Genomic DNA, 22,902 nt, shown 5'->3' on the forward strand with positions numbered 1-22,902 from the left:
TGTAAGTTGATTGTCTAGGGGAGGAAGGCGGCTTCCTCCCTGACATTTAGAATGAAAGGAGCCGCATCAACTTGAGCGAGACGAACCGATTGACGAACCAAGCCTTGCCGGTGCAAAAGGGGTGGATGCAGAAGTCACGAAGCCAAAAGCGGATTTTCCTGTTTCTTGCGATTACACCGGCATTCGGCGGCTATCTTTTGTTTACGTTATATCCCAATCTGATGTCCATCTATTATTCCCTGCTCAACTGGAACGGCATTTCCGAGCCTCAATTCGTCGGGCTGCAAAATTACGTGACCTTATTCCAGGACAAATACGTATGGCGGGCGCTGTACCATAACTTGATCTACATGATTTTCGTTCCGGCGCTCGTTATCTTGATTTCTCTGCTGCTTGCCTATCTTCTAACGAATAAAGGCTATAAAGGAACGCCGCTTTTCAAAGTGCTTTTCTTCTTCCCGAACGTGCTTTCGAGCGTCGTAGTCGCGCTGCTGTGGGCTTTCGTTTACGACGGAAGCTTCGGCCTTCTTAACTCGCTGCTTCGCCTTGTCGGTATTAATATCGGGGACTTTTACTGGCTGGGCGAAATCAAGACCGCGCTGTGGGCGATTATTCCCCCTTACGTATGGGCGGGAGTAGGCTTCTATATCGTTATTTTTATGAACGCGATGATCACGATTCCGAAGTCGCTTTACGAGTCGGCGATTCTGGATGGGGCTACGCCCATGACCCGACTGTTTAAAATAACGATTCCGCTCATTATGCCGATTATTCGGGTCGGCGCACTATTCCTTGTGCTCGGTTCTTTAAAGGGCTTCGAGCATGTGTTGATTTTGACCAACGGGGGACCTGCGGGCTCGACGGATGTCATCGGACTGTACATGTTCAACCTGGCGTTCGGTGCCGAGTATCACAACTATGGTTACGCTTCCGCAGTGGGCATGTTCCTGTTCGTCGTGCTGGTCATTGCAAAATTCATAACGGACAAATATATGACGAACCGGTCGGTGGAGTATTGATTGCTGAAAGGATGAACGATTGTGACAGAAAGGCGTTCGGTTATCGACGTATTTTGGTGGATGGCGCTTGTGGTCTGCGCTTTGACGGTCCTGTTCCCGCTTGTTTGGATCTTTTACCAGTCGCTGAAGACGAACCGGGAATTTTTCCAGGACGTGTGGACCTTGCCGGAGACGTTGAAATGGATCAATTACAAGACGGCCTGGGTGAAGTACAATATCGGCTCCGCTCTGCTGAACACCTTGTATTACGTCGGCGCAAGCCTGATTATCGGCACATTCCTGACTACCGTGAACGCCTATGCGTTAACGAGGCTCGAATTCAAAGGAAGGAAGCTGATTTGGGGCACGATCATGCTTTCCTTATTTCTGCCGGGCATCAATGCGCTAATTCCGCAATACGTCCTGATGCGGGATTTGCATTTGACGAACAGCATTACGGGGCTGGTCATTCTCGACAGCTTCGGGGAAAGCGTATTTTTTCTGCTGCTGCTCGGCGGGTTCATGCAGTCGCTGCCGAAGGAGCTGGAGGAGAGCGCATTTATGGACGGCGCTTCGTTGTTCCAGGTATTTATGCGGATTATCGTGCCGCTTGCCATGCCGGGGATCGTAACGGTGGCGATTTTCAAGTTTCTCAGCTTGTATAACAACTTCCTGGGGCCGTTCATCTATTTGAGCGACCAGAAAAAATATACGATCGGCGTCAATATGTACCAGGCCAACCAAATGATGCAGCATACGTCGGATTGGGTGACCATGTTCGCCGGCGTGCTGATCGCGATGGTGCCGTCCATGTTCATGTTCGTCTTCTTCCAAAGATGGATCATGGAAGGCGCTACGCTCGGGGCGGTCAAAGGATAAGTGATCATTAGACGGGAATCTTGACCCTATAAGTAGTATCCGCAGTGATATCAGCACTCTTGCCGGAATCGCTGCGGTCTATTTTTGAATCGGAGGTTGGCGATGATGCAACGGATTCGCATGAAAAGGACAAGGTTACTTGTTGGATTTATAACGGCTTTATTGCTTGCAGCTTTTGGAGGGCTGACGATTTCGGCAGAAATGGCGAATGCGCAATCCTTACAAATCGTTAGTAACGGGCAAGCGAACGCAGTTGTTGTCGTAACCGAGAACGCGGATGCGCAAACGACTAAGGGCGCAAATGTATTAGTGGAATACGTGAAAAAATCGACAAATGCGGAATTGAATATAATAACCGAAGATCAGTTCACAATTGAAAGCGGAATCATTCCAATATTTATTGGAGAAAGCGCTTTTCAAAAAGATCCGTCTTTATCGACGAAGCTGGAGGACATAAAGCAGGATGGTTTTATTATCCGGTCTTATGCGGACAGTATTGCTTTGGCCGGCAAGGATTCATGGGGAACGCTGTTTGCGGTAAACGAATTTCTCGAAAGGCACGTTGGCGTGCGCTGGTTGATGCCGGGCGAGAACGGCGAGGATGTGCCTGCCCATGCCAACCTCAACGTGCCTCAGGAGGAAATCGTAAGGGAGCCTGCTTTTAAGGACCGGATGATCAGCCCTATTCTGCCAGGCGCCAATATACGCTTTCCCGTACAGGTGGAGTGGGCGGAGCGGAATAACACGCATTATTCCATCACCTTTTCCCATGCATTATTTACCTATTTCCCTGCTTCGTTATACGGAACGACACATCCCGAATATTACCCGAAGCGCAACGGCGTGCCGTATATTCCGCCGGCAAGCGCAACAACGGGATGGCAGCCTTGCTTTTCCGTATCGGGTACTGTAGATGCTGCGGTGCAGGGCATTTTGAGTTATTTTTCTAAAAATCCAAATGCAACCACTGCATCGCTTGGCGTCAATGACGGCGGCGGTTATTGTGAAGAGGATGTGACGAATCCGAATAAGAGTGTTTCGGACATTTATTACGATTGGGTAAATCAAGTGGTGACGAAGGTGCTTCTTACTTACCCGGATAAAAGGTTCGGGTTGCTCGCATACGGGCCTATCGAGAATCCTCCGACCTTTGAGCTGCATCCGTCTGTAACCCCTTTCATAACGAAAGACCGGATGGCATGGAGCGATCCCGAGACAGCGGAAGCTGATCAAGCCATGGTTGAGGCATGGGGGGATGTAGCAGCGAACATCGGCTGGTATGATTATACCTACGGCTCGTCCTATTCATTGCCGCGTGTATATCCGCATTTAATGGCTCAATATTACCAAATGGCAACAGACAATCATGTTTCCTCTCTATACAACGAATTGTACCCGAATTGGGGTGAAGGACCGAAGGGATGGGTCATGTCCAAATTGATGTGGGATCCGACGCAGGACGTAGACGCATTGCTTGACGAATGGTATGAACGTGCCGCCGGCGCTGCCGCTGCCGCGGATCTGAAAGCGTACTACGATCATTGGGAAAAGTTCTGGATGGAGCGCGTGCAGGGAACCCAGTGGTTTCAGGCGAGCAAACACCGGATTAATCTAGAGTTTGCCAACTCGGCATATCTCGGTATTGTGACGGAAGAGGAAATGGAGATGAGCCGTCAGTTACTGGAATCGGCCTTGAGCAAGGCGGTGACCGATCGGCAAAAAGCACGCGTTACTGTTCTCCTGAGGGAATTCGAGCAATATGAAGCAGCGGCATTGAGCTATCCAAAGGAAGAGTCAGCGCCAGTCGACTCTGCACAAGCGCTTGCTGCTCTTCAACGGATATCGGCTACACTGGATACAAAGCTCGATTGGGCTGTAAAGCGCAAAGCAATACTCGCCGGCTTGCAAGCCGATCCGATCCTGATGCTTCCGTTCGCGCCTCCTACATGGTCGGGATGGAACAGTTACGATTTCTGGCAGTTGATCGATTACCTGAAGCAGCAAGAGCCGACCAGTGGGCCGGTACGCGATAAGGTACGGGAATTGGCGGAAGGATCCGTTTCGCCGAATATCCGGCAGTTTGCCAAAATGCTGCAATATGTAAGCGGAACGCCTTCCTCGTTGGTAAGCAACTCTTCATTCGAGGAAGGAAACGCGCAGCCGACGGATTGGCTGCTATGGAACGAATCGACCGGAACGCTTACACGGGTGGAGGAGAATGCGCATTCGGGAGAAGCGAGCCTACGGATTAACGATATCCAGCGCGGCGGTCCTGCGCAAATTTTTCCTGTCCATTCCGGCCTCCTTGCTTCCAAAGTATTTTACTATACGCCCCCAGGAACTTCAGGCGCAGGATCGGTGCAGTTGGCCTTTAACATGATGGATGCGAATAAGACTACGCTGTACAGCCTTCGGAGCGATCAAAAAACGATTGCTGAAACGGCGGGACAGTGGGCAAGCATCAACTATTTGGAAGAAGTGCCTGCAACGTATCAAGGGAAGGAAATTAAATTCGTTCAAGTGGTAGTCATTATTGATAAAATACCGCGGGAAACATGGCTCTATTTAGACGATATCGGCGTCTACCAGTACGAATTGCAAGGGGATGGCGGTCTCGCCTCTTTGAGCGTGAATGGTACGCTTCTTCCATCCTTCGATCCGGAATTGACGACGTATGCGGTAGAGGTCGATAACGAAATTACCGCTATCGATATCATGGCGAGAGCATCGGATAGCGCAGCTCTGATGATGGTCTACGGCAAGCCTTTGAACGGCGGAACGCCTCGCACGTTCAATCTTAAGGATGGGGGAAATACCATTCCTATCCTCGTGGTAGCCCCGAATGGGGCAATGACAACGTATAAGATCGAAATCATACGAAAATGATCCCTGAATTCGCCTGGACGTACTCAATGGAACAAGGAAAGGATTTGAGAACGTGAACCTTCAAAGCACCGTTAGGAACCGCTTGGTTTCCATATTGCTAATCGGGACATTGCTTATTGTCTTGCTTGCCAAGCAGGCTGACGCCGCTGCTTCGGGAACAACGATCCCGGCAGGAGCAAATCCGTACGCTATAGCGGCAAACCCTATGACAAACAAAATTTATGCAGTTAATAATAAGGGAAATAGCGTAACCGTAATCGATGCCAATAACAATAGCACGGCCACTGTGTCAACGGGGGAAGCGGTGAACGGCAAACAACCGTTGCCGGTCGCCGTTGCCGTAAACCCGGCAACGAACCGGATATATGTGGCCAATTCCGGAACTGCTACAGTAACCGTGATCTCTGGGGAGGATAACGCGACGGTGCAAGTCCCCGTCGGCTTTAATCCGCAGGCCGTGGCGGTTAATCCGATAACCGACAACATTTATGTGGCGAACCGCGACAGCAATACGGTTACGGTGATCGACGGCAGAACGAATAGCCCAGCCGCGATATCGCTTAAGGTAGGCACGATTTCTGCCACGGGGCCTCAAGCGTTGGCTGTGAATCCCGTCACAAATAAAATCTATGTGGCCGATTTCCTCAGTAATATGGTCACGGTGATTGACGGCGAAACGAATAAAGCGATCAAACATGTAACAGTAGGAAACCGTCCTACCGCTGTCGCTGTCAACCCGGAAACCAACCGGATATATGTGGCCAATGCGGTGGGTAATTCCGTAACGGTCCTTAACGGAGCGGATGACAGTGTTGCTCATGCGGCGATACCGACCGGTACGAAGCCAAGCGCCATTGCAGTGAATCCGAATACGAATCTGATATATACGGCCAATTTCGATAGCGGCAACGTGACGGTAATCAATGGAGCAAGTTTTCATACCTTTACTGTCGGCTCCGGAACAAACCCAAAAGCAATTGCAGTCGATACGGGTACGAACAAAGTGTATATTAGCAACTATGGAAGCGGCAACGTGACGCAGATTGACGGAACCTCGGAATCGGCGGCTACCACTGTTTTAAAGGTAGGACCGACACCGTTCGCTATAACAGTCAATCCTGTGACGCATAAAGTATACACGGCCAACAACGGCGGGGCCAGCGTATCTGTTATCGATGGAGCGGATCTGAAGATGGATAATATTCCGCTCAGGACGCATCCCTCCGCGGTAGACGTGGATCCGATCGCGAATAAAATTTATGTAGCGAACAAAGACAGCGACGAGGTTACAGTGATCGACGGCGTATATGGGACGACGGCGACCGTTCAGACGGGAAAGGCGCCATCGGCGGTAGCCGTGAACCCGGTAACCGGCAAATCCTATATAGTGAACTTTAGCGGCAATAACGTGACAGTAATTGACGGCGAAACGGGCGACGCCACTACTGTCGAAGCAGGCATTAACCCGCAAGCTATAGCCGTGAACCCTGTGACGAACAAGATTTACGTGGCGAATTTGTTTAGTAACGATATCACGGTAATCGACGGAGACGACAATAGCACGGTGACGGTACCCGCCGGGCAGGCGCCGGTGGCGATTGGCGTAAATACGGCAACCAACAAGATTTACGCAGCGAACTATGATAGCAATTCCGTTACGGTAATCGATGGAGGGAATCATCACACGGCTACCGTTACGGTTGGAGAAGCACCGTCGGCAATAGCTGTGAATCCGAAAAACAACAAGATATATGTAGCAAACTTCAAGAGCCATACGGTAACGGAGATTGATGGAGCAGAGAACACAACGATGACGGTGTCGCTTGGGACGGGTCTGACAGGAGGAAAGGGTCCGCAAGCATTAGCAGTAAATTCGCAAGCCGGTCGTGTCTATGTGGCGAACGTAGCCAGCAATAATGTGACGGTGATCGACGTCGCAACTCATCAAACGGCATCAGTTGCTGCCGGAATTCATCCTTTTGCCGTTGCGGTTAATCCTGCGAGTAACAAGATCTATGTGGCGAACTACAGCAGCGGCGATATGACGGTAATAGACGGTACAACGGCAATGACTTCCTCGCCTCTTACCCAAACCGTACCGACAGGGAGCAACCCGCAGGCGGTTGCAGTAAACGCAGGGCTAAGCAAGATTTATGTAACGAATAGCGGGAGCAATAACATAACGGTAGTGTCGGAGCAAGCAGAAGTTTCCGCTTTACCTGAAGTAACGGTGTCTCCGCTTCCGCAGCATACGTCTGATACTCAAACGCCGACGTTTGGCTTACTGGCTGCGGGCAATAACGTAAAGCGCATTTACTATCAAGTGGATTCTTTGACAGGTCCGTGGCTCTCCGCTTCGCCTGACGGGGCCAGCGGATCAGGCGCTGTACCGGCACTTGTCAGCGGGATGCACACATTATACGCTTTTGCAACTGATGGCATGGAAGCCAGCTCCATCAACACAGGCGGGGGCAATGGCGCCAAAATCGGAAAAATCAGCGCGTATCCGTTTCTTGTTATTCCTCCGAAGTCAGCGACAGAGACAGCCATTGCAAGCTCTGTAAGCTCGAGCGTTTACGGGGAAGCTGTAGTGTTCACGGCTACAGTGGTTGCGAAATCTCCTGGCAGTACAATGCCGACCGGAAAGGTAACGTTTAGGGAAGGTTCGACGGAGTTGGGGACGGCAATGCTTGCTGCTGGCGTCGCTAAGTTGACGACATCGGTATTAGAAGTCGGAGAGCACGAGATTACGGCTCATTATCAAGATGGGCGTTCCTTCTTCGGAAGCGTTTCATTACCTGAAACCGTCCAAGTCGGTAAAGCGAAGACGGGGATAGACGTCCAAAGTGTAACGCAGGTCGCCTACGGGACATCTTTTACGTTGACAGCGTCGGTAAATGTCGTTAGTCCGGGAGCAGGATTACCGGCCGGTATGGTTAAGTTCGAAAGCGAAGCCGGTACCTTGGGAAGTGTGCCGCTTGATGCATCGGGGAATGCCCGGCTCTCGATCGAGCGCTTGTCGATCGGGACGCATACGATAACCGCTGCTTATTCGGGCGATTTATCGTTTGAAGGAAGCTCTTTGGGCAAGGTCGTGTATGTGTACGATCCCTTGTCAGCGTTGTTACTGGATGAAACGGAATATACCTTAAGAGTGGGTCAAACCCATGCGACGATCGCTACAGCGGTTTACGGCTCGGCGGAACAGTACGATGTAACCCGTCAATCGCAGTATTCGTCGTCTAATACGGCCGTAGCGATAGTCGACGAGTTCGGAGTCGTTCAAGCCGTCGGGGCGGGGGCAAGCGACATATCGGTCCGTTTCGGAGACGCTTCGGCGACGGTTCGCGTCGTTGTATTAAGCGACAATGCGGCGCTTGCTGCGATTACCTTATCGGAAGGGAGTTTGGCGTTCGATCCGAATACGCTGAGCTACATGCTGAAGGTCGGAGCTAACGTAAGAAAACTAAAGGTAACAGCTGCGGCGGCGAATCCGCAGGCAACGATTCAAATAGGAGCCAACCTGCCGGCTTCCGGAACGGCGATGGATGAACTCATCTTACATGTAGGTACAAATGTCGTCACCATCACGGTAACTGCCCCGGATGGGCATTCCGTCCAAAAGTACACATTGACTATTATTAGAGGGCGGGATATTCCGGGGAACGGGGGCGGCCCTGATAAAGGCGCGGAGCCAGGCAATGGAAACGGCAATAACAATAATAACAATCGAAATGGAAATGGCATTAGCAGAGGAAACAACAATACGAAACCGGATACGGCATGGATCATGTCAAAAAAGGCTGATTCGCGGATCATGAAACGGTGGTGATTTTCAAGTTTCTCAGGTTGTATAACAACTGTAATCAGGCATTCCGCAAAAGCGGAGTGCCTTGCTCTATTTTTAAACGATTCCGCTGATTGTTCCATTTCCCGGCCTCGCTTGTCTTAAAAGACAACGCAGCCGTTTATCCTCGTCGCTTTTGACATTTGGGCGTATGAAGATCGAAATCTATTTCCATTCGCTGCAAATCGTATTAACATAGACAAAGACGATGACAACGAATTCTATGGTCATTCCATGCAATCAAAATCCGTGCGGCCCGCGAAGGCAAATAAGTCACGATATGGAACGAGGGAAGACATGCGCACGAACTGGTTCAACAAACTGCTGTTATCCTATCTTCCGGTTTTTTTGGCGATCAGTTTGACGCTTCTGTCGCTTGCTTATTTGTCGTTGAACGAAATGTCCAAACGCGCCGCCTTCACTGCGAATCAGTCGTTATCCAACGATTTGATGCAGATGGTTGACGCTTCGCTTTCCGGGATTCAGGCAGCGTAATACCGGCCAATCGTCCCGTAACCGCCGTAATCGTAGGGGCGGGACATCGCAGTATCGTGTATGCCTCCTATGCGGAGGAACACCCGGAGGAACTCAGCATCGTTGCGGTCGTCGACCCGGATCCGGTGCGCAGGCAGCTCGTTGCGGATAAGTATACGCTGGCGCCAGACATGTGCTTCGAATCGGTAGAACAGCTTATCGCGAAGCCCAAGCTGGCCGATGCCGCGATCAACGGGACGATGGACTCGGTTCATGTGGCTACCTCACTGCCCTTGCTGGAAGCCGGCTATCATCTTTTGCTGGAGAAACCGATCGGCGTATCCGAAGCGGAAACGATGGCATTATTGGAAACGGCCAACCTTTACGGCCGGCAGGTGATGATCTGCCATGTGCTGCGCTATGCGCCTTTTTACGCCGCAATCCGGCAAATCATCGAGGATGGCGAAATCGGGGGCATCGTCAATATCCAGACATCGGAAAATGTCAGCTACCACCATATGGCTATGGGGTATGTGCGCGGGAAGTGGAACCGCAAACTTACGGGCGGATCCTCAATGCTGATGGCCAAATGCTGCCACGATCTCGATCTGATCACCTGGATGAAGGGCGGTGCGAAGCCCGTGAAGGTCGGCAGTTTCGGCGGTTTGCTGCAGTTCCGTCCCGAGAAGGCGCCGGAAGGGGCGGGAACGCGCTGTCTCGTCGACTGTCAAATCGAGGAGTCCTGCACGTATTCCGCGCGCAAACACTATGTCGAGCAAGGCTTGTGGGTGCCGTACGTTTCCTACAACGAGCATCTCGGGGTGCAGCAGACACCGGAGCAAATACTGGAGTCGCTGCGGACGGATAATCCGTACGGCCGCTGCGTATGGCGCTGCGACAACGATGTCGTCGACCACCAGACCGTCATCGTGGAGTTCGAAGACGGCAGCACCGCATCGCATAATTTGAACGGGGCTACGTCCAAGCCTTGCCGATCGATTCATATCGTCGGCGAGAAGGGCGAAATCCAGGGTGTGCTGGAGGACGGTTATTTTGTCGTCAGGCATCCCGACCCGCGTGCGGGCAGCGAGTTTAAGGAGCGCAAAGTGGAGCTGAACGTATCCATGGACATGCACGGAGGCGGCGATCTGCGGCTAGTAGCCGATTTTGTGAACGCGCTCCGGGGCGGAACGCCTTCGATCTCGTCGACTTCGTTGGAAAAGTCGATTTACGGCCATTTGGTCGGCTTCGCCGCGGACCGGTCGCGTGAAGAAAACAGAAGCGTTTCGCTGTTTGCCTAGTGGTAATTTTGTAAGGCGTGCGTTTGCATAGACGCTGCGCAACTCATCAGGCTTAGAGGGTAATGCCTGTCGCTCAAGGCGGGCAATGTTCCTGATCACTCCATATTTGACGGAAGCACATGCGATTCGTTCTTGCCTTAATCGGCTGAATGTCATGCAGCCTCGTTTCCCTGCGGGAAGCGAGGCTGTTTTTGTGCGTGCTTCCAAACGGAAGGCAGGCTGTGATCCGCATATCGTTACATAAGCTCTCGTTCCGCCGATAGAACGGACGTCTGAAACGGATGTCCGTTCCGTGTTTTTTCGGGGGTATGCGGAGCGAATAAAAGGGAAAGGAAGCGCGTAAGATGGGGGTTGTCAGGGGATTTGTTGATTTTGTTTGTTTGCAGGTAGGAAAAGGCTTACATCATAGAGAACCAAATAAGAAGATAGAGAGAGGCTGATTGCGATGCTGGGCTGGGAAGCCGGAGATTTGCGGATCGAAGTGGATGGTCGAGGGAACGTTAGCGCGCTGAGCAGGAAGGGGGATGGAAAGGCGGTACTGGCTCCGGCGCAAGCGTCGCCTCTGCTGCGCATCGTTCCCAAGGAAGGCTGGCGGAACCAACTTCGGCTGCTGCGAATGGAACGAAGCTGACGCTTACGTTCGGCGGCGAGTACCTCGTGTTCGACGGCGATGCGGTTTGCCGCGTGTACGACCGCAACTGGAGCATGCTTCGCGAGGCGAAGGCGCTGACCGGGCCGCCGGTGCTGCGCAGCAGCCACCAGGTCGTTTCCTTCGGCTGCCGCTTCGAAGGGGGAGCGAAGCCTTCGGTTGCCGCGAAGTTTTTTACCCGCGGCGAGCCGGAGCGCGTCGGGTAGATACACTACGTAAACCGCCAGACTAAACTCCGACAACCGCCAGAATGCACCAATCAGCTGATTAGAAGACGTTGGGGGCTCTTATTTTAGCCGGAAACCTGTTTTTTAGATAATTAGAAGACGCTTGGGACTGCTAATCCGGACTAAAGCGCAGAAATTGGGCAAATGGACTGAAATAGAAGTCTTTGGCGTCCTCTAATTTCGTACAAATGGCCGATTCGGGACCAATAGGAGTCTCTAGAGGCTCCTATAGTCGCCGGGAAGAGCGGTTGATCGTTCGCAGACAAACAAAACGTTAACGGCATGAACGTTTACCAATCCTAATAATCGAGGTGCGACAAATGAAAATCGGACTCAGCACATACAGTTTGCTGAAAGCGATCAAAGCGGGAGAAATGACGGTGCTGGACGTCATCCAGTGGATAGCGGACAACGGCGGCGAGCATATGGAAATCGTGCCGTACGGCTTTACGCTGGTCGACAATCCGGAGCTGGCGGATGCGGTGCGGGAGAAAGCGAAGGAGGCCGGAATCGCCCTGTCCAACTACTCGATGCCGGCCAACTTCGTTCAGGAAACCGACGAGGCATTCGAAGCGGAAGTGGCGCGCGTCAAGGAGCATGTCGATCTCGTGCACCGGCTCGGCATGAAGCATATGCGGCATGACGTGACGGCCTTTACGCTGCCGCCGGAGAAGATGACGATCGAGTGGTTCGAGGACAGTCTGCCGCTGATCGTCAAGGGCAGTCGTCTGATCGCCGACTATGCCGCGCAATTCGGCATTACGACGACGATCGAGAACCACGGCTTCTCCGTTCAGGCGAGCGACCGGGTGCAGCGCGTGCTACTCGCGGTGGACAGACCGAACTTCAAGACGACGCTCGACGTCGGCAACTTTATGTGTGTGGATGAGCATTCGCTGGTAGGCGTGAAGAAGAACCTGCCGTACGCTTCGCTCGTCCATTTCAAAGATTTTTATTTCCGTCCGTACTATCAGCACCCGGGCGAGGGCGAATGGTTCAAGACGGCGAACGGCAACTTCCTGCGCGGCGCCATCGTCGGCCAAGGAGATATCGAGATACGTGAAATCGTGAAGCTGGTCAAGCAATCCGGCTACGACGGCTACATCACGCTCGAATTCGAAGGCATGGAAGAATGCAGGATCGGCTCGAAGATCGGGATGGACAATTTGCGGCGTTTCTGGAACGAGTGCTGACAGGGTGATAAGGGGAAAGTGGCGGAGAGGCACGAAGGGTACACCCACGATACGGTCGGCGGGAACTGGTCGCTCAAAGACGGCCGACGAGAAAGCGGGCGACATTTACCGGACGCTGCCGTCCTCGCTGCGGCTGCTGCCGGACTCGTCATAGGCTGTCTTTCGACTACAAAGCCGAGCATGAAGGCCAGTACGCCGTTGTCGTGCGCTCCGACAAGGGCGGTGAGGAAGCGGTGAACGCGCCGCTTGCGCAAGGATCGCAATCGTTTGCGGCCACGTTCCGCACGGCGGGTTTCGGCGATTCTTATATCGCCATCGTCAAGCACGACAGCAAGCCGGGTGTTCTGGCGATCGACCATGTTGCCGTTGATGCGCTGCCGTAACGAAAGAGGAGGAAAGCCGGATGCCTGGAGGCATACCGGCTTTTGGTTGTTGAGCTGCTTGGATAGGGAAGAACATGTTTTAGAATAAGCCGGCGGACCTTTGCTAACTAGGTGTTCAATCATAATTGCTCTACCCTTTACGTGATCCACTAACTGGAAAACCTGCAGCTCATATTGATCTTAATGGCTTCGTAGCTGTATCTAACTGGAAAACCTGCAGCTCATATTGATCTTAATGGCTTCGTAGCTGTATCTAACTGGAAAACCTGCTGTTCATTCGGAGAATATCCCCATCAGAGTAGGTATCTTGCGGAATGAGATGGAGAAAATCCATTTCGTTCCGAACCGCGGATCAAACCGGCGAAAGGAACGGGAGCTTTTCCAGTTCCTTGATCCGTGAAGAGCGTATTTAGGAGCAAACGATGATTCAAATGTAAGAGTTGATTTACGGGACTTGCAGATAAAACGGTGAACCTCGTCAAAGGTCTCGGCTCTCCAAATCCAACAACCACTTTTTACGCGCTAGGCCGCCGCCGTAGCCGCCCAATTCGCCATCCGCGTTAATGACCCGGTGACAGGGAATGACGATGGCAAGCTGATTGGCGCCATTAGCCTGAGCGACGGCGCGAAAGGCGGTCGGCTTACCGAGCGAAACGGCAATGTCGGAATAGGAACGGGTTTCCCCCGGCGGTATTTGCATCAGCTGCTCCCATACGCTTTTCTGAAAAGGCGATCCCAGCAAAAAGAGGGGCGTTTGGAATCGGGTCCGCTTACCGTCAAAATAGTCCGCAAGCTCTCCCTCAATCGATCGAATCGGCTCCGTCATACCAGGGATAATCGCCATTTTCGTCCGTATTCTAAGCCGTTCCACCTCGCGCTCCAGACCTCGGCGGTCGACAAATTCGAGAAGATAAAGTTTGCTTTCATCCCCGATAGCAACCATGGGGCCGAGCCGCGTATCGATCCAAGCTGCCTTTAGAACCTTACTGTCTTCCAGCAAAGTAGGCGCCGCCCCCATAATTCGCGAAAAGGCGTCTCTAAAACCGCTGCTCGATTCATAGCCGGCCGCAAGCTGCGTATCGATGACCGTTTCGCCGGCTCTGATGTTCTTCAAAGCCAGGCCCATTCGGCGGGCTCGCGCGTATTCGACGAATGTCATGCCGAACCGCTTTTTGAACTGACGGCGTGCCGTCGATTCGTCAATCGAGAGGTTTTTGAAATCTTGTTCTTTCCATCGCTTCTCGGGGTTGTTCTCGACGGCTTCCACCAGCAGACGGACGATGTCCGAAACATGATTCGGATGCGATAACGGACGGCATCGCTGGCAGGGCCGGAAGGAAGCCAGAAGCGCCTGCTGCGCCGTCTCGTAAAACTCGCAGTTCTCGAACTTCGGCTTCCGGGCCGGACAAGTCGGTCGGCAAAATACGCCGGTCGTTTTAACTCCTACATAGAATACGCCTTCATAGTCCGTTCTTTTTTCAATTAATGCCTTGTAGTATTCTTTCGTACGTTCGCCAAGTATCATGCTTGCACCCCTTGGACCTTGAATTATAGTCCTATTATAGGCTTTCCGGTTCTAGGTCGCAGCCGAAAATCAGGCGCCGATTTTTTTCTCTGGATGAAATCTTGCCGTTTCCGATGGCCGGAGTTGGAGCCGAATTTGTCAAGATCTAAGGACTATGGCAGAATATAGGCTTATACGAAACTTATCAACGAATCGAGGAATGAAATGATGTCGAATTTACCGAATTGCCCCAAATGCAACTCAGAATACACTTACGAGAATGGAAGCTTGCTGGTTTGCCCGGAATGCGGCCACGAATGGACGTTAGAATCCGGCGCCGAAACAGGCGATGAGCCAAAGGTAGTCAAAGACGCAAACGGAAATATCTTAAACGACGGCGATTCCGTAACGGTAATTAAAGATCTTAAAGTTAAGGGAAGCTCATCCGTTCTTAAAATAGGCACAAAAGTGAAAAATATCCGATTGGTCGACGGCGATCACGATATTGACTGTAAAATCGACGGCTTTGGAGCGATGAAATTAAAATCGGAATATGTCAGGAAGGCGTAACGCCCGGCAAAACGACTAATTTTTGAGCAGGATGGATGATGTTTCCGCCGTTTCTTGCATACTGGTCTTAACACGAAACCATGCAGATCTTTACTCTATCCCGGGAGATGATGACGTGATTTTTGCAAGACCTCCCTGCAAATCGCTTAGAAACTTTTGAAAAAGTACTGGGCCGGCTGCACGCGCTCGATCTCGTCTCTATTATCCTTGCGGCTTTGAGCGGAAGCTTATTGGCAAGCCGTTTCGGGTATGCGTTCAATTATTGGATCTCTTTAGCCGCAATGCTTGGTTCTCTGTGTGTAACGGCGCTGCTCGTCGAACCCGCTAGGCATGGCAATATGGATGACGGTCGGCCGGTTCCGATCCGAGCCTATTAAATATTGGAACCATGAAGGACGTCTGATGCCTGCGGAAACGTTCGCTTTTAGTGTGGAACGGGACCGAAGAGCTGCGGGCTAGGGAATGAAGATGATCGGAAAAGCAAAGGCCTTCCTGCAAAGGGAGGCTTTTTCGTATTTTCCATTACACAGCGAGAAGGGCGGTATTCCGGGAAACTTGGATTCTAAAGATTTGATAAAATCGATGATTTTCGACTAATCCCTGCAAGGGGTTTGGGTATATTTGTCGAATGATGAATTATTGTTTTTCTCGGGATTTCATGACTAGATGCGCTATAGCGGAGGAAGAACATTTGACGGATATAAGAAAGGGGGGACGAATCAAAATCTTGGTTCATAACCTTAGGTGAGGAGTGGTTACTATTATAAGATCGTTAAAAGTTTGTAAGAGGGCATTTGTGATTCTATTAAGCTTTATGTTGCTTTCCGGAAGTTTCTTCATGAATCGATTTGCGGGTGTCGCCCATGCAGCTTCTTCGACGACCGTGACGTTTTCCTCTAACGAAAGCAGTAAATGGAACGATGGGATCGCAGAGGATAACGATGGCGGATCAGCTGATATCCCCGGTAAGACTTTGGAATTCTACAATATTAGTGACACTGCCGGGACACCGATTTCAAAGCAATTGGTGCATGGACATTCCACGAAGAGTGACCTGTTCTATGCACTGACAACTTATGATTCAATCCTCTTAAATAGCGGTTGGAAAGGTATGGGGATTAAGTCGGCGGATGGAACGGAATTTCAGATCAACGGCTTCTTTTACTCAAATTATGGCGAAGGCCCGATTATGATTACCGTAAAAGGTTATCGCGATGGAACGGAAGTTGCCAGCACTTCATTTATAGCAGACAGTTTAGTTAACGATTTTTATTCGAAGAACGTCACCCTGAACGCGACATTCGATAACGTAGACAAGGTACTTCTGTACTCGTCGGGCATGAGTTGGCATGGGATCAATAATATTATGATCGACAACGCTGTCACTACGCCGACCAACGCTGCAACGCCAACTATTACCACGCAGCCGTCGGATCGGACGGTGAACGAGGGCGGTAATGCGACCTTGAGCGTAGCGGCGAGCGGGGGAGCGGTACTGAGCTACCAGTGGTACCGCAATACGGCAAACAGTACCAACGGCAGTACGCAGATTATGGGAGCAACGAATGCCTCGTATACTCCGCCGACGTCGACCGCCGGTACAACGTACTACTACAGTGTGGTAACCAACACGGATGCCAGTGCAACCGGCAACCAGACGGCAACGGTTACGAGCAACATCGCGAAGGTCACGGTAAATGCGCTAACTCATGCGGCAGCGCCTAGCATCACGACGCAGCCGTCGGATAGGACGGTGAACGAGGGTGGTAATGCGACCTTGAGCGTAGCGGCCAGCGGGGGCGTAGCATTGAGCTACCAGTGGTATAGGAACACCACGAACAGCACCAACGGCAGTACGCAGATAATGGGAGCAACGAATGCCTCGTATACTCCGCCGACGTCGACCGCCGGTACAACGTACTACTACAGTGTGGTAACCAACACGGATGCCAGTGCAACCGGCAGCCAGACGGCAACGGCAACGAGCAGCATCGCGAAGGTCACGGTGAATGCGTTGACTCATGCGGCGACGCCTAGCATCAATACGCAGCCGTCGAATCAGACGGTTAACGAGGGCGGTAACGCCACTCTGAACGTAGCGGCAAGCGGAGGTGTGATACTGAGCTACCAGTGGTACCGGAACACCACAAACAGCACCAATGGCAGCACGGCGATCAACGGCGCAACGAGCGCTTCGTACACCGCGCCGACGGTAGCAGCGGGAACGACGTACTACTACAGCGTGGTGACCAATACGGACGCGAGTGCAACCGGCAGCCAGACGGCAACGGCAACGAGCAGCATCGCGAAGGTCACGGTAAATGCGCTGACCCATGCGGCAACGCCTAGCATCAATACACAACCGTCGGATCGGACGGTGAACGAGGGCGGTAACGCCACCTTGAGCGTAGCGGCTAGCGGGGGCGTAGCATTGAGCTACCAGTGGTATAGGAACACCACGAACAGCACCAACGGCAGTACGCAGATTATGGGAGCAACGAATGCCTCGTATACTCCGCCGACGTCGACCGCCGGTACAACGTACTACTACAGTGTGGTAACCAACACGGATGCCAGTGCAACCGGCAGCCAGACGGCAACGGCCACCAGCAGTATCGCGAAGGTCACGGTAAATGCGCTGACTCATGCGGCAGCGCCTAACATTACGACACATCCGTCGGATCAGACGGTGAACAAGGGTGGTAATGCAACCTTAACCGTGGCAGCCAGCGGGGGCGTAGCGTTGAGCTATCAGTGGTACCGGAACACCACAAACAGCACAAATGGCAGCACGGCGATCAACGGCGCAACGAACGCTTCGTACAGCGCGCCGACGGTAGCAGCGGGAACGACGTACTACTACAGCGTAGTGACCAACACCGATGCCAGTGCAACCGGCAGCCAGACGGCAACGGCAACGAGCAGCATCGCGAAGGTCACGGTGAATGCGTTGACTCATGCGGCGACGCCTAGCATCAATACGCAGCCGTCGGATCAGACGGTGAACGAGGGCGGTAACGCCACTCTGAACGTAGCAGCCAGCGGGGGCGTAGCGTTGAGCTATCAGTGGTACCGGAATACCACAAACAGCACCAATGGCAGCACGGCGATCAACGGCGCAACGAACGCTTCGTACAGCGCGCCGACGGTAGCAGCGGGAACGACGTACTACTACAGCGTAGTGACCAACACCGATGCCAGTGCAACCGGCAGCCAGACGGCAACGGCAACGAGCAGCATCGCGAAGGTCACGGTGAATGCGTTGACTCATGCGGCGACGCCTAGCATCAATACGCAGCCGTCGGATCAGACGGTGAACGAGGGCGGTAACGCCACTCTGAACGTAGCAGCCAGCGGGGGCGTAGCGTTGAGCTATCAGTGGTACCGGAATACCACAAACAGCACCAATGGCAGCACGGCGATCAACGGAGCAACGAACGCTTCGTACAGCGCGCCGACGGTAGCAGCAGGAACGACATACTACTACAGCGTAGTGACCAACACCGATGCCAGTGCAACCGGCAGCCAGACGGCAACGGCAACGAGCAGCATCGCGAAGGTCACGGTAAATGCGTTGACTCATGCGGCGACGCCTAGCATCAATACGCAGCCGTCGGATCAGACGGTGAACGAGGGCGGTAACGCTACTCTGAACGTAGCGGCAAACGGAGGTGTGGTACTGAGTTACCAGTGGTACCGCAACACCACGAACAGCACCAACGGCAGTACGGCGATTCTTAACGCAACAAGCGCCTCGTACACTGCGCCGACGGTAGCAGCGGGAACGACGTACTACTACAGCGTGGTGACGAACACCGACGCCAGTGCAACGGGTAGCCAGACGGCAACGGCTACGAATCGCGAAGGTCACAGTAAATGCGCTGACCCATGCGGCAGCGCCTAGCATCAATACGCAGCCGTCGGATCAGACGGTGAACGAGGGCGGTAACGCCACTCTGAACGTAGCAGCCAGCGGGGGCGTAGCGTTGAGCTACCAGTGGTACCGCAACACCACGAACAGCACCAACGGCAGTACGGCGATTCTTAACGCAACAAGCGCCTCGTACACTGCGCCGACGGTAGTAGCGGGAACGACGTACTACTACAGCGTGGTGACGAACACCGACGCCAGTGCAACGGGTAGCCAGACGGCAACGGCAACGAGCAGCATCGCGAAGGTCACGGTAAATGCGTTGACTCATGCGGCGACGCCTAGCATCAATACGCAGCCGTCGGATCAGACGGTGAACGAGGGCGGTAACGCTACTCTGAACGTAGCGGCAAACGGAGGTGTGGTACTGAGTTACCAGTGGTACCGCAACACCACGAACAGCACCAACGGCAGTACGGCGATTCTTAACGCAACAAGCGCCTCGTACACTGCGCCGACGGTAGCAGCGGGAACGACGTACTACTACAGCGTGGTGACGAACACCGACGCCAGTGCAACGGGTAGCCAGACGGCAACGGCTACGAGCAGCATCGCGAAGGTCACAGTAAATGCGCTGACCCATGCGGCAGCGCCTAGCATCACGACGCAGCCGTCGGATCGGACGGTGAACGAGGGCGGTAACGCCACGCTGAACGTAGCGGCAAGCGGAGGTGTGATACTGAGCTACCAGTGGTACCGGAACACCACAAACAGCACCAATGGCAGCACGGCGATCAACGGCGCAACGAACGCCTCGTATACCGCACCTACGGTAGCAGCGGGAACGACGTACTACTACAGCGTGGTGACGAACACCGACGCCAGTGCAACGGGTAGCCAGACGGCAACGGCTACGAGCAGCATCGCGAAGGTCACAGTAAATGCGCTGACCCATGCGGCAGCGCCTAACATCACGACGCAACCGTCGGATCGAACGGTGAACGAGGGCAGCAATGCGACCTTAACCGTAGCGGCCAGCGGGAGCTCGGTACTGAGTTACAAGTGGTACCGGAACACCACGAACAGCACCAACGGCAGTACGGAGATTCTTAACGAAACGAGCGCTTCTTACACCGCGCCGACGGTAGCAGCAGGAACGACGTACTACTACAGCGTGGTGACCAATACCGATGCCAGTGCAACGGGTAGCCAGACGGCAACGACAACGAGCAACATTGCGAAGGTTACGGTAAATGCGCTGACCCATGCGGCAGTGCCTAACATCACGACGCAGCCGTCGGATCAGACGGTGAACGAGGGCGGTAATGCCACGCTGAACGTAGCGGCGAGCGGAGGCGCGTTGCTGAGCTACCAGTGGTACCGCAACACCACGAACAGCACCATTGGCAGCACGGCGATTCTTAGCGCAACTAGTGCTTCGTATACCGCACCTACGGTAGCAGCGGGAACGACGTACTACTACAGCGTAGTGACCAACACCGATGCCAGTGCAACCGGCAGCCAGACGGCAACGGCAACGAGCAGCATCGCGAAGGTTACGGTAAATGCGTTGACCCATGCGGCAGCGCCTAACATCACGACGCAGCCGTCCGATCAAATGGTGAACGAGGGAGGCAACGCGACCTTAACCGTAGCGGCTAGCGGGGGCGTAGCGTTGAGCTATCAGTGGTACCGGAATACCACAAACAGCACCAATGGCAGCACGGCGATCAACGGAGCAACGAACGCTTCGTACACCGCGCCGACGGTAGCAGCGGGAACGACCTACTACTACAGCGTAGTGACGAACACCGATGCGAGCGCAACAGGAACCCAAACGGCAACGGCTACCAGCAGCATCACGAAGGTTACGGTCAATGCGCTGACTTACACGATCGCGGCGATACCCGATCAGACGGCAACAACGCTGACGGAAGGGTACGCATCAGGCACGCAGCAAACGAAAACGATCAGTATAACAAATACAGGCACGGGGAATTTGACCAATCTTTCAGCGGCGATTACCGGCGCAGATTTTGTCATTACGCAGCCTCAGGCCGCACTAGACAGCGGAGCGCCGGCAACAAGCTTTACGGTCAAAGCGAAAGACGGCTTGACGGTTGGCACATACACCGCAACGGTTACCCTATCGGCGGCCAACATGACGAACGTGACGTTTACGGTCACGCAAGCGGTGAATTTGCCGAATGCGCCTGCCAATCCGCAAAGCCTTGTTGCCACCGGGGCGGATCGTCAAGTCACCTTGAACTGGAGTACAGTAACGGGAGCGACTTATTACCATATTTATATGGGGACTGCTTCAGGGCAATACAGTGATACCGTTTTTGCCACAGTGACGGACAGTACTTATCGCGTACGAAGCCTGACGAACGGAACCCTCTACTACTTTATTGTGAAAGCGGGTAACCGTGGGGGCTTGAGTGCAGCTTCCAACGAAGACAACGCAACTCCAGCAACCGTTCCGGCAGCTCCTACGCATGTATCGGTGGCCTCTGGAGACGGGCGCGTAACCATTGTCTTTACGGCTCCGACCGACAATGGCGGCAGTGCGATTACCGGATATGCGGTAACAGCATCGCCAGGAAACATCACAGTGACGGGAACAGCCAGTCCGATTACGATTACTGGGTTAATCAACGGAACAAGCTATACATTCACGGTGAAAGCGATTAATGGTACCGGAATCGGTGCTCCTTCAGCCCAATCCAGCGCGGTCATTCCCAGATCGCCGTCCAGCAACGATGACAGTAGTGCGCCTGCAGCGGAAACGGCCGATTCCGGAGTGGAAGTGCTAGTTCTAGTCAATGGGAAGCCGAAGAGTGCGGGGAAGGCCACGACATTCAAACGTAATGGCCAAACCGTAACGAAGATAACCGTTGACCAGAAGAAGCTGGACGACATGCTAAAGGAGGAAGGTCAACACGCGGTCGTTACGGTTCCGGTGAACGGCAAGTCGGATGTTGTCGTTGGAGAACTAAACGGTCAGATGATTAAAAACATGGAAACCAAGCTAGCGGTATTGGAGATCAAAACAGGACGTGCAACCTACACGCTTCCTGCTTCTCAAATCCATATCGGAGCCATCTCCTTACAGGTCGGGAACTCGGTAGCCCTGCAAGATATCAAGATACAGATCGAGATCGCCGCACCGACATCGGAAACGGTGAAAATAGTGGAGAATGCGGCCGCTAAAGGGACGTTCACGCTTGTCGTACCGGCAATTGACTTTACGATCAGAGGAACATATGGAGATAAGACCTTCGAAATCTCGAAGTTCAACGCCTATGTGGAACGCACGATTGCCTTGCCGGATGGGATAGACCCGAACAAGATTACCACAGGAGTTGTGGTCGATCCGGATGGAACGGTGCGCCACGTACCGACCAAGATCGTGAACATCGATGGGAAGTTTTACGCGAAAGTGAGCAGTTTGACCAACAGCACGTACTCCGTCGTTTGGCATCCGCTCGAATTTAGCGATGTACGGGATCATTGGTCGAAAGACGCGGTCAACGATATGGGATCGCGAATGGTTATCGAGGGTACCGGAAACGGCGTATTCAATCCCGACCGTGATATTACGCGTGCTGAGTTTGCAGCGATTGTCGTTCGCGGATTGGGACTTAAGCTTGAAAGCGGAGCAACGCCTTTCTCGGATGTGAAGGCATCCGATTGGTACGGCAGTGCGGTTAACACGGCGTACTCGTATGAGTTGATCAATGGTTTTGAAGACGGCACATTCCGTCCGAACGACAAGATTACGCGAGAACAAGCTATGGTTATCATCGCCAAAGCGATGACGGTCACCGGTCTGAAACCGAGGCTGGCTTCCGAACCGGCGGAAAAAATACTGCACCCTTATTCAGATGCGACGGATGCGTCGGAGTGGGCGAAGAGCAGCATCGCCGACAGCATTCAGGCAGGCATCGTCTCGGGACGAGGCGGCGCCGAGCTTGCCCCTCAAGCGTTTATTACGAGAGCCGAGGTTGCGGCGATTGTACAGAGGCTCCTTCAAAAATCGGAATTGATCTAAGCTGCTAAACCGAACAGGGCTATCCGCTACCCGTTGTAGTTTCAACGGCGCGGATAGCCCTGTTTT

General features: G+C 53.1%; 14 protein-coding genes. 13 read left to right on the top strand and 1 reads right to left on the bottom strand.

Features of this window, described 5'->3' with window-relative positions; translation table 11 throughout:
- The first annotated feature begins 71 nt into the window (after positions 1–71).
- The 10 genes from ACKGJP_RS03375 to ACKGJP_RS03420 all read left to right on the top strand — a co-directional run bounded on the left by ACKGJP_RS03375 (position 72) and on the right by ACKGJP_RS03420 (position 12,837).
- Positions 72–1,019 carry a carbohydrate ABC transporter permease gene (locus ACKGJP_RS03375; RefSeq protein ID WP_409344282.1) on the top strand — a complete coding sequence of 316 codons (948 nt, stop codon included), beginning with the start codon at positions 72–74 and terminating at the stop codon, positions 1,017–1,019.
- Between the two features lie 21 nt (positions 1,020–1,040).
- Positions 1,041–1,877 (top strand): carbohydrate ABC transporter permease, encoded by an 837-nt coding sequence (locus ACKGJP_RS03380; protein WP_409344283.1) that lies wholly within the window; start codon positions 1,041–1,043, stop codon positions 1,875–1,877.
- 102 nt (positions 1,878–1,979) lie between these two features.
- Positions 1,980–4,763: a DUF4838 domain-containing protein gene (locus tag ACKGJP_RS03385; protein WP_409344284.1), complete on the top strand. Its 2,784-nt coding sequence runs from the start codon at positions 1,980–1,982 to the stop codon at positions 4,761–4,763.
- A 304-nt stretch (positions 4,764–5,067) separates the two neighbouring features.
- Positions 5,068–8,595: an Ig-like domain repeat protein gene (locus ACKGJP_RS03390; RefSeq protein ID WP_409344285.1), complete on the top strand. Its 3,528-nt coding sequence runs from the start codon at positions 5,068–5,070 to the stop codon at positions 8,593–8,595.
- Between the two features lie 312 nt (positions 8,596–8,907).
- Positions 8,908–9,105 carry a hypothetical protein gene (locus tag ACKGJP_RS03395; RefSeq protein ID WP_409344286.1) on the top strand — a complete coding sequence of 66 codons (198 nt, stop codon included), beginning with the start codon at positions 8,908–8,910 and terminating at the stop codon, positions 9,103–9,105.
- A 29-nt stretch (positions 9,106–9,134) separates the two neighbouring features.
- Positions 9,135–10,385: a Gfo/Idh/MocA family protein gene (locus ACKGJP_RS03400; RefSeq protein ID WP_409347060.1), complete on the top strand. Its 1,251-nt coding sequence runs from the start codon at positions 9,135–9,137 to the stop codon at positions 10,383–10,385.
- A 445-nt stretch (positions 10,386–10,830) separates the two neighbouring features.
- Positions 10,831–11,016: a hypothetical protein gene (locus ACKGJP_RS03405; protein ID WP_409344287.1), complete on the top strand. Its 186-nt coding sequence runs from the start codon at positions 10,831–10,833 to the stop codon at positions 11,014–11,016.
- A gap of 26 nt (positions 11,017–11,042) precedes the next feature.
- On the top strand, positions 11,043–11,240 hold the full coding sequence (locus ACKGJP_RS03410) for a hypothetical protein (RefSeq protein ID WP_409344288.1): 198 nt from the start codon (positions 11,043–11,045) through the stop codon (positions 11,238–11,240).
- Between the two features lie 341 nt (positions 11,241–11,581).
- Entirely contained in the window at positions 11,582–12,454 is an 873-nt protein-coding gene (locus tag ACKGJP_RS03415; RefSeq protein ID WP_409344289.1) for a sugar phosphate isomerase/epimerase family protein, read from the top strand.
- A gap of 233 nt (positions 12,455–12,687) precedes the next feature.
- Complete coding sequence (locus ACKGJP_RS03420) at positions 12,688–12,837, top strand: hypothetical protein (RefSeq protein WP_409344290.1); 150 nt, start codon at positions 12,688–12,690, stop codon at positions 12,835–12,837.
- Between the two features lie 478 nt (positions 12,838–13,315).
- On the opposite strand, the gene ACKGJP_RS03425 is transcribed toward ACKGJP_RS03420, so the two are convergent.
- Positions 13,316–14,362 (bottom strand): bifunctional transcriptional activator/DNA repair enzyme AdaA, encoded by a 1,047-nt coding sequence (locus tag ACKGJP_RS03425; protein ID WP_409344291.1) that lies wholly within the window; start codon positions 14,360–14,362, stop codon positions 13,316–13,318.
- Positions 14,363–14,569: 207 nt separating this feature from the next.
- Here ACKGJP_RS03425 and ACKGJP_RS03430 point away from each other — a divergent pair, with 207 nt between their 5' ends.
- The 3 genes from ACKGJP_RS03430 (at position 14,570) to ACKGJP_RS03440 (ending at position 22,836) form a co-directional block, all read left to right on the top strand.
- Positions 14,570–14,911 carry a zinc ribbon domain-containing protein YjdM gene (locus ACKGJP_RS03430; RefSeq protein ID WP_409347061.1) on the top strand — a complete coding sequence of 114 codons (342 nt, stop codon included), beginning with the start codon at positions 14,570–14,572 and terminating at the stop codon, positions 14,909–14,911.
- Positions 14,912–16,100: 1,189 nt separating this feature from the next.
- A complete protein-coding gene (locus ACKGJP_RS03435; protein ID WP_409344292.1) occupies positions 16,101–18,815 on the top strand; it encodes a beta strand repeat-containing protein in 2,715 nt (904 codons plus the stop codon).
- The gene (locus ACKGJP_RS03440) at positions 18,736–22,836 is read left to right on the top strand and encodes an immunoglobulin domain-containing protein (protein WP_409344293.1); all 4,101 of its coding nucleotides are present in this window, start codon (positions 18,736–18,738) and stop codon (positions 22,834–22,836) included. Before ACKGJP_RS03435 ends, ACKGJP_RS03440 begins: the two co-directional genes overlap by 80 nt.
- Positions 22,837–22,902: the final 66 nt, after the last annotated feature.

The organism is Paenibacillus litoralis, from assembly GCF_046244365.1.
Taxonomy (GTDB): domain Bacteria; phylum Bacillota; class Bacilli; order Paenibacillales; family NBRC-103111; genus Paenibacillus_V.

Coding starts and splice junctions, on each gene's coding strand:
- ACKGJP_RS03415 (WP_409344289.1), top strand. CDS start 11,582: ATGAAAATCGGACTCAGCACATACAGTTTGCTGAAAGCGATCAAAGCG.
- ACKGJP_RS03435 (WP_409344292.1), top strand. CDS start 16,101: ATGATTACCGTAAAAGGTTATCGCGATGGAACGGAAGTTGCCAGCACT.
- ACKGJP_RS03425 (WP_409344291.1), bottom strand. CDS start 14,362: ATGATACTTGGCGAACGTACGAAAGAATACTACAAGGCATTAATTGAA.
- ACKGJP_RS03405 (WP_409344287.1), top strand. CDS start 10,831: ATGCTGGGCTGGGAAGCCGGAGATTTGCGGATCGAAGTGGATGGTCGA.
- ACKGJP_RS03385 (WP_409344284.1), top strand. CDS start 1,980: ATGATGCAACGGATTCGCATGAAAAGGACAAGGTTACTTGTTGGATTT.
- ACKGJP_RS03430 (WP_409347061.1), top strand. CDS start 14,570: ATGTCGAATTTACCGAATTGCCCCAAATGCAACTCAGAATACACTTAC.
- ACKGJP_RS03395 (WP_409344286.1), top strand. CDS start 8,908: ATGCGCACGAACTGGTTCAACAAACTGCTGTTATCCTATCTTCCGGTT.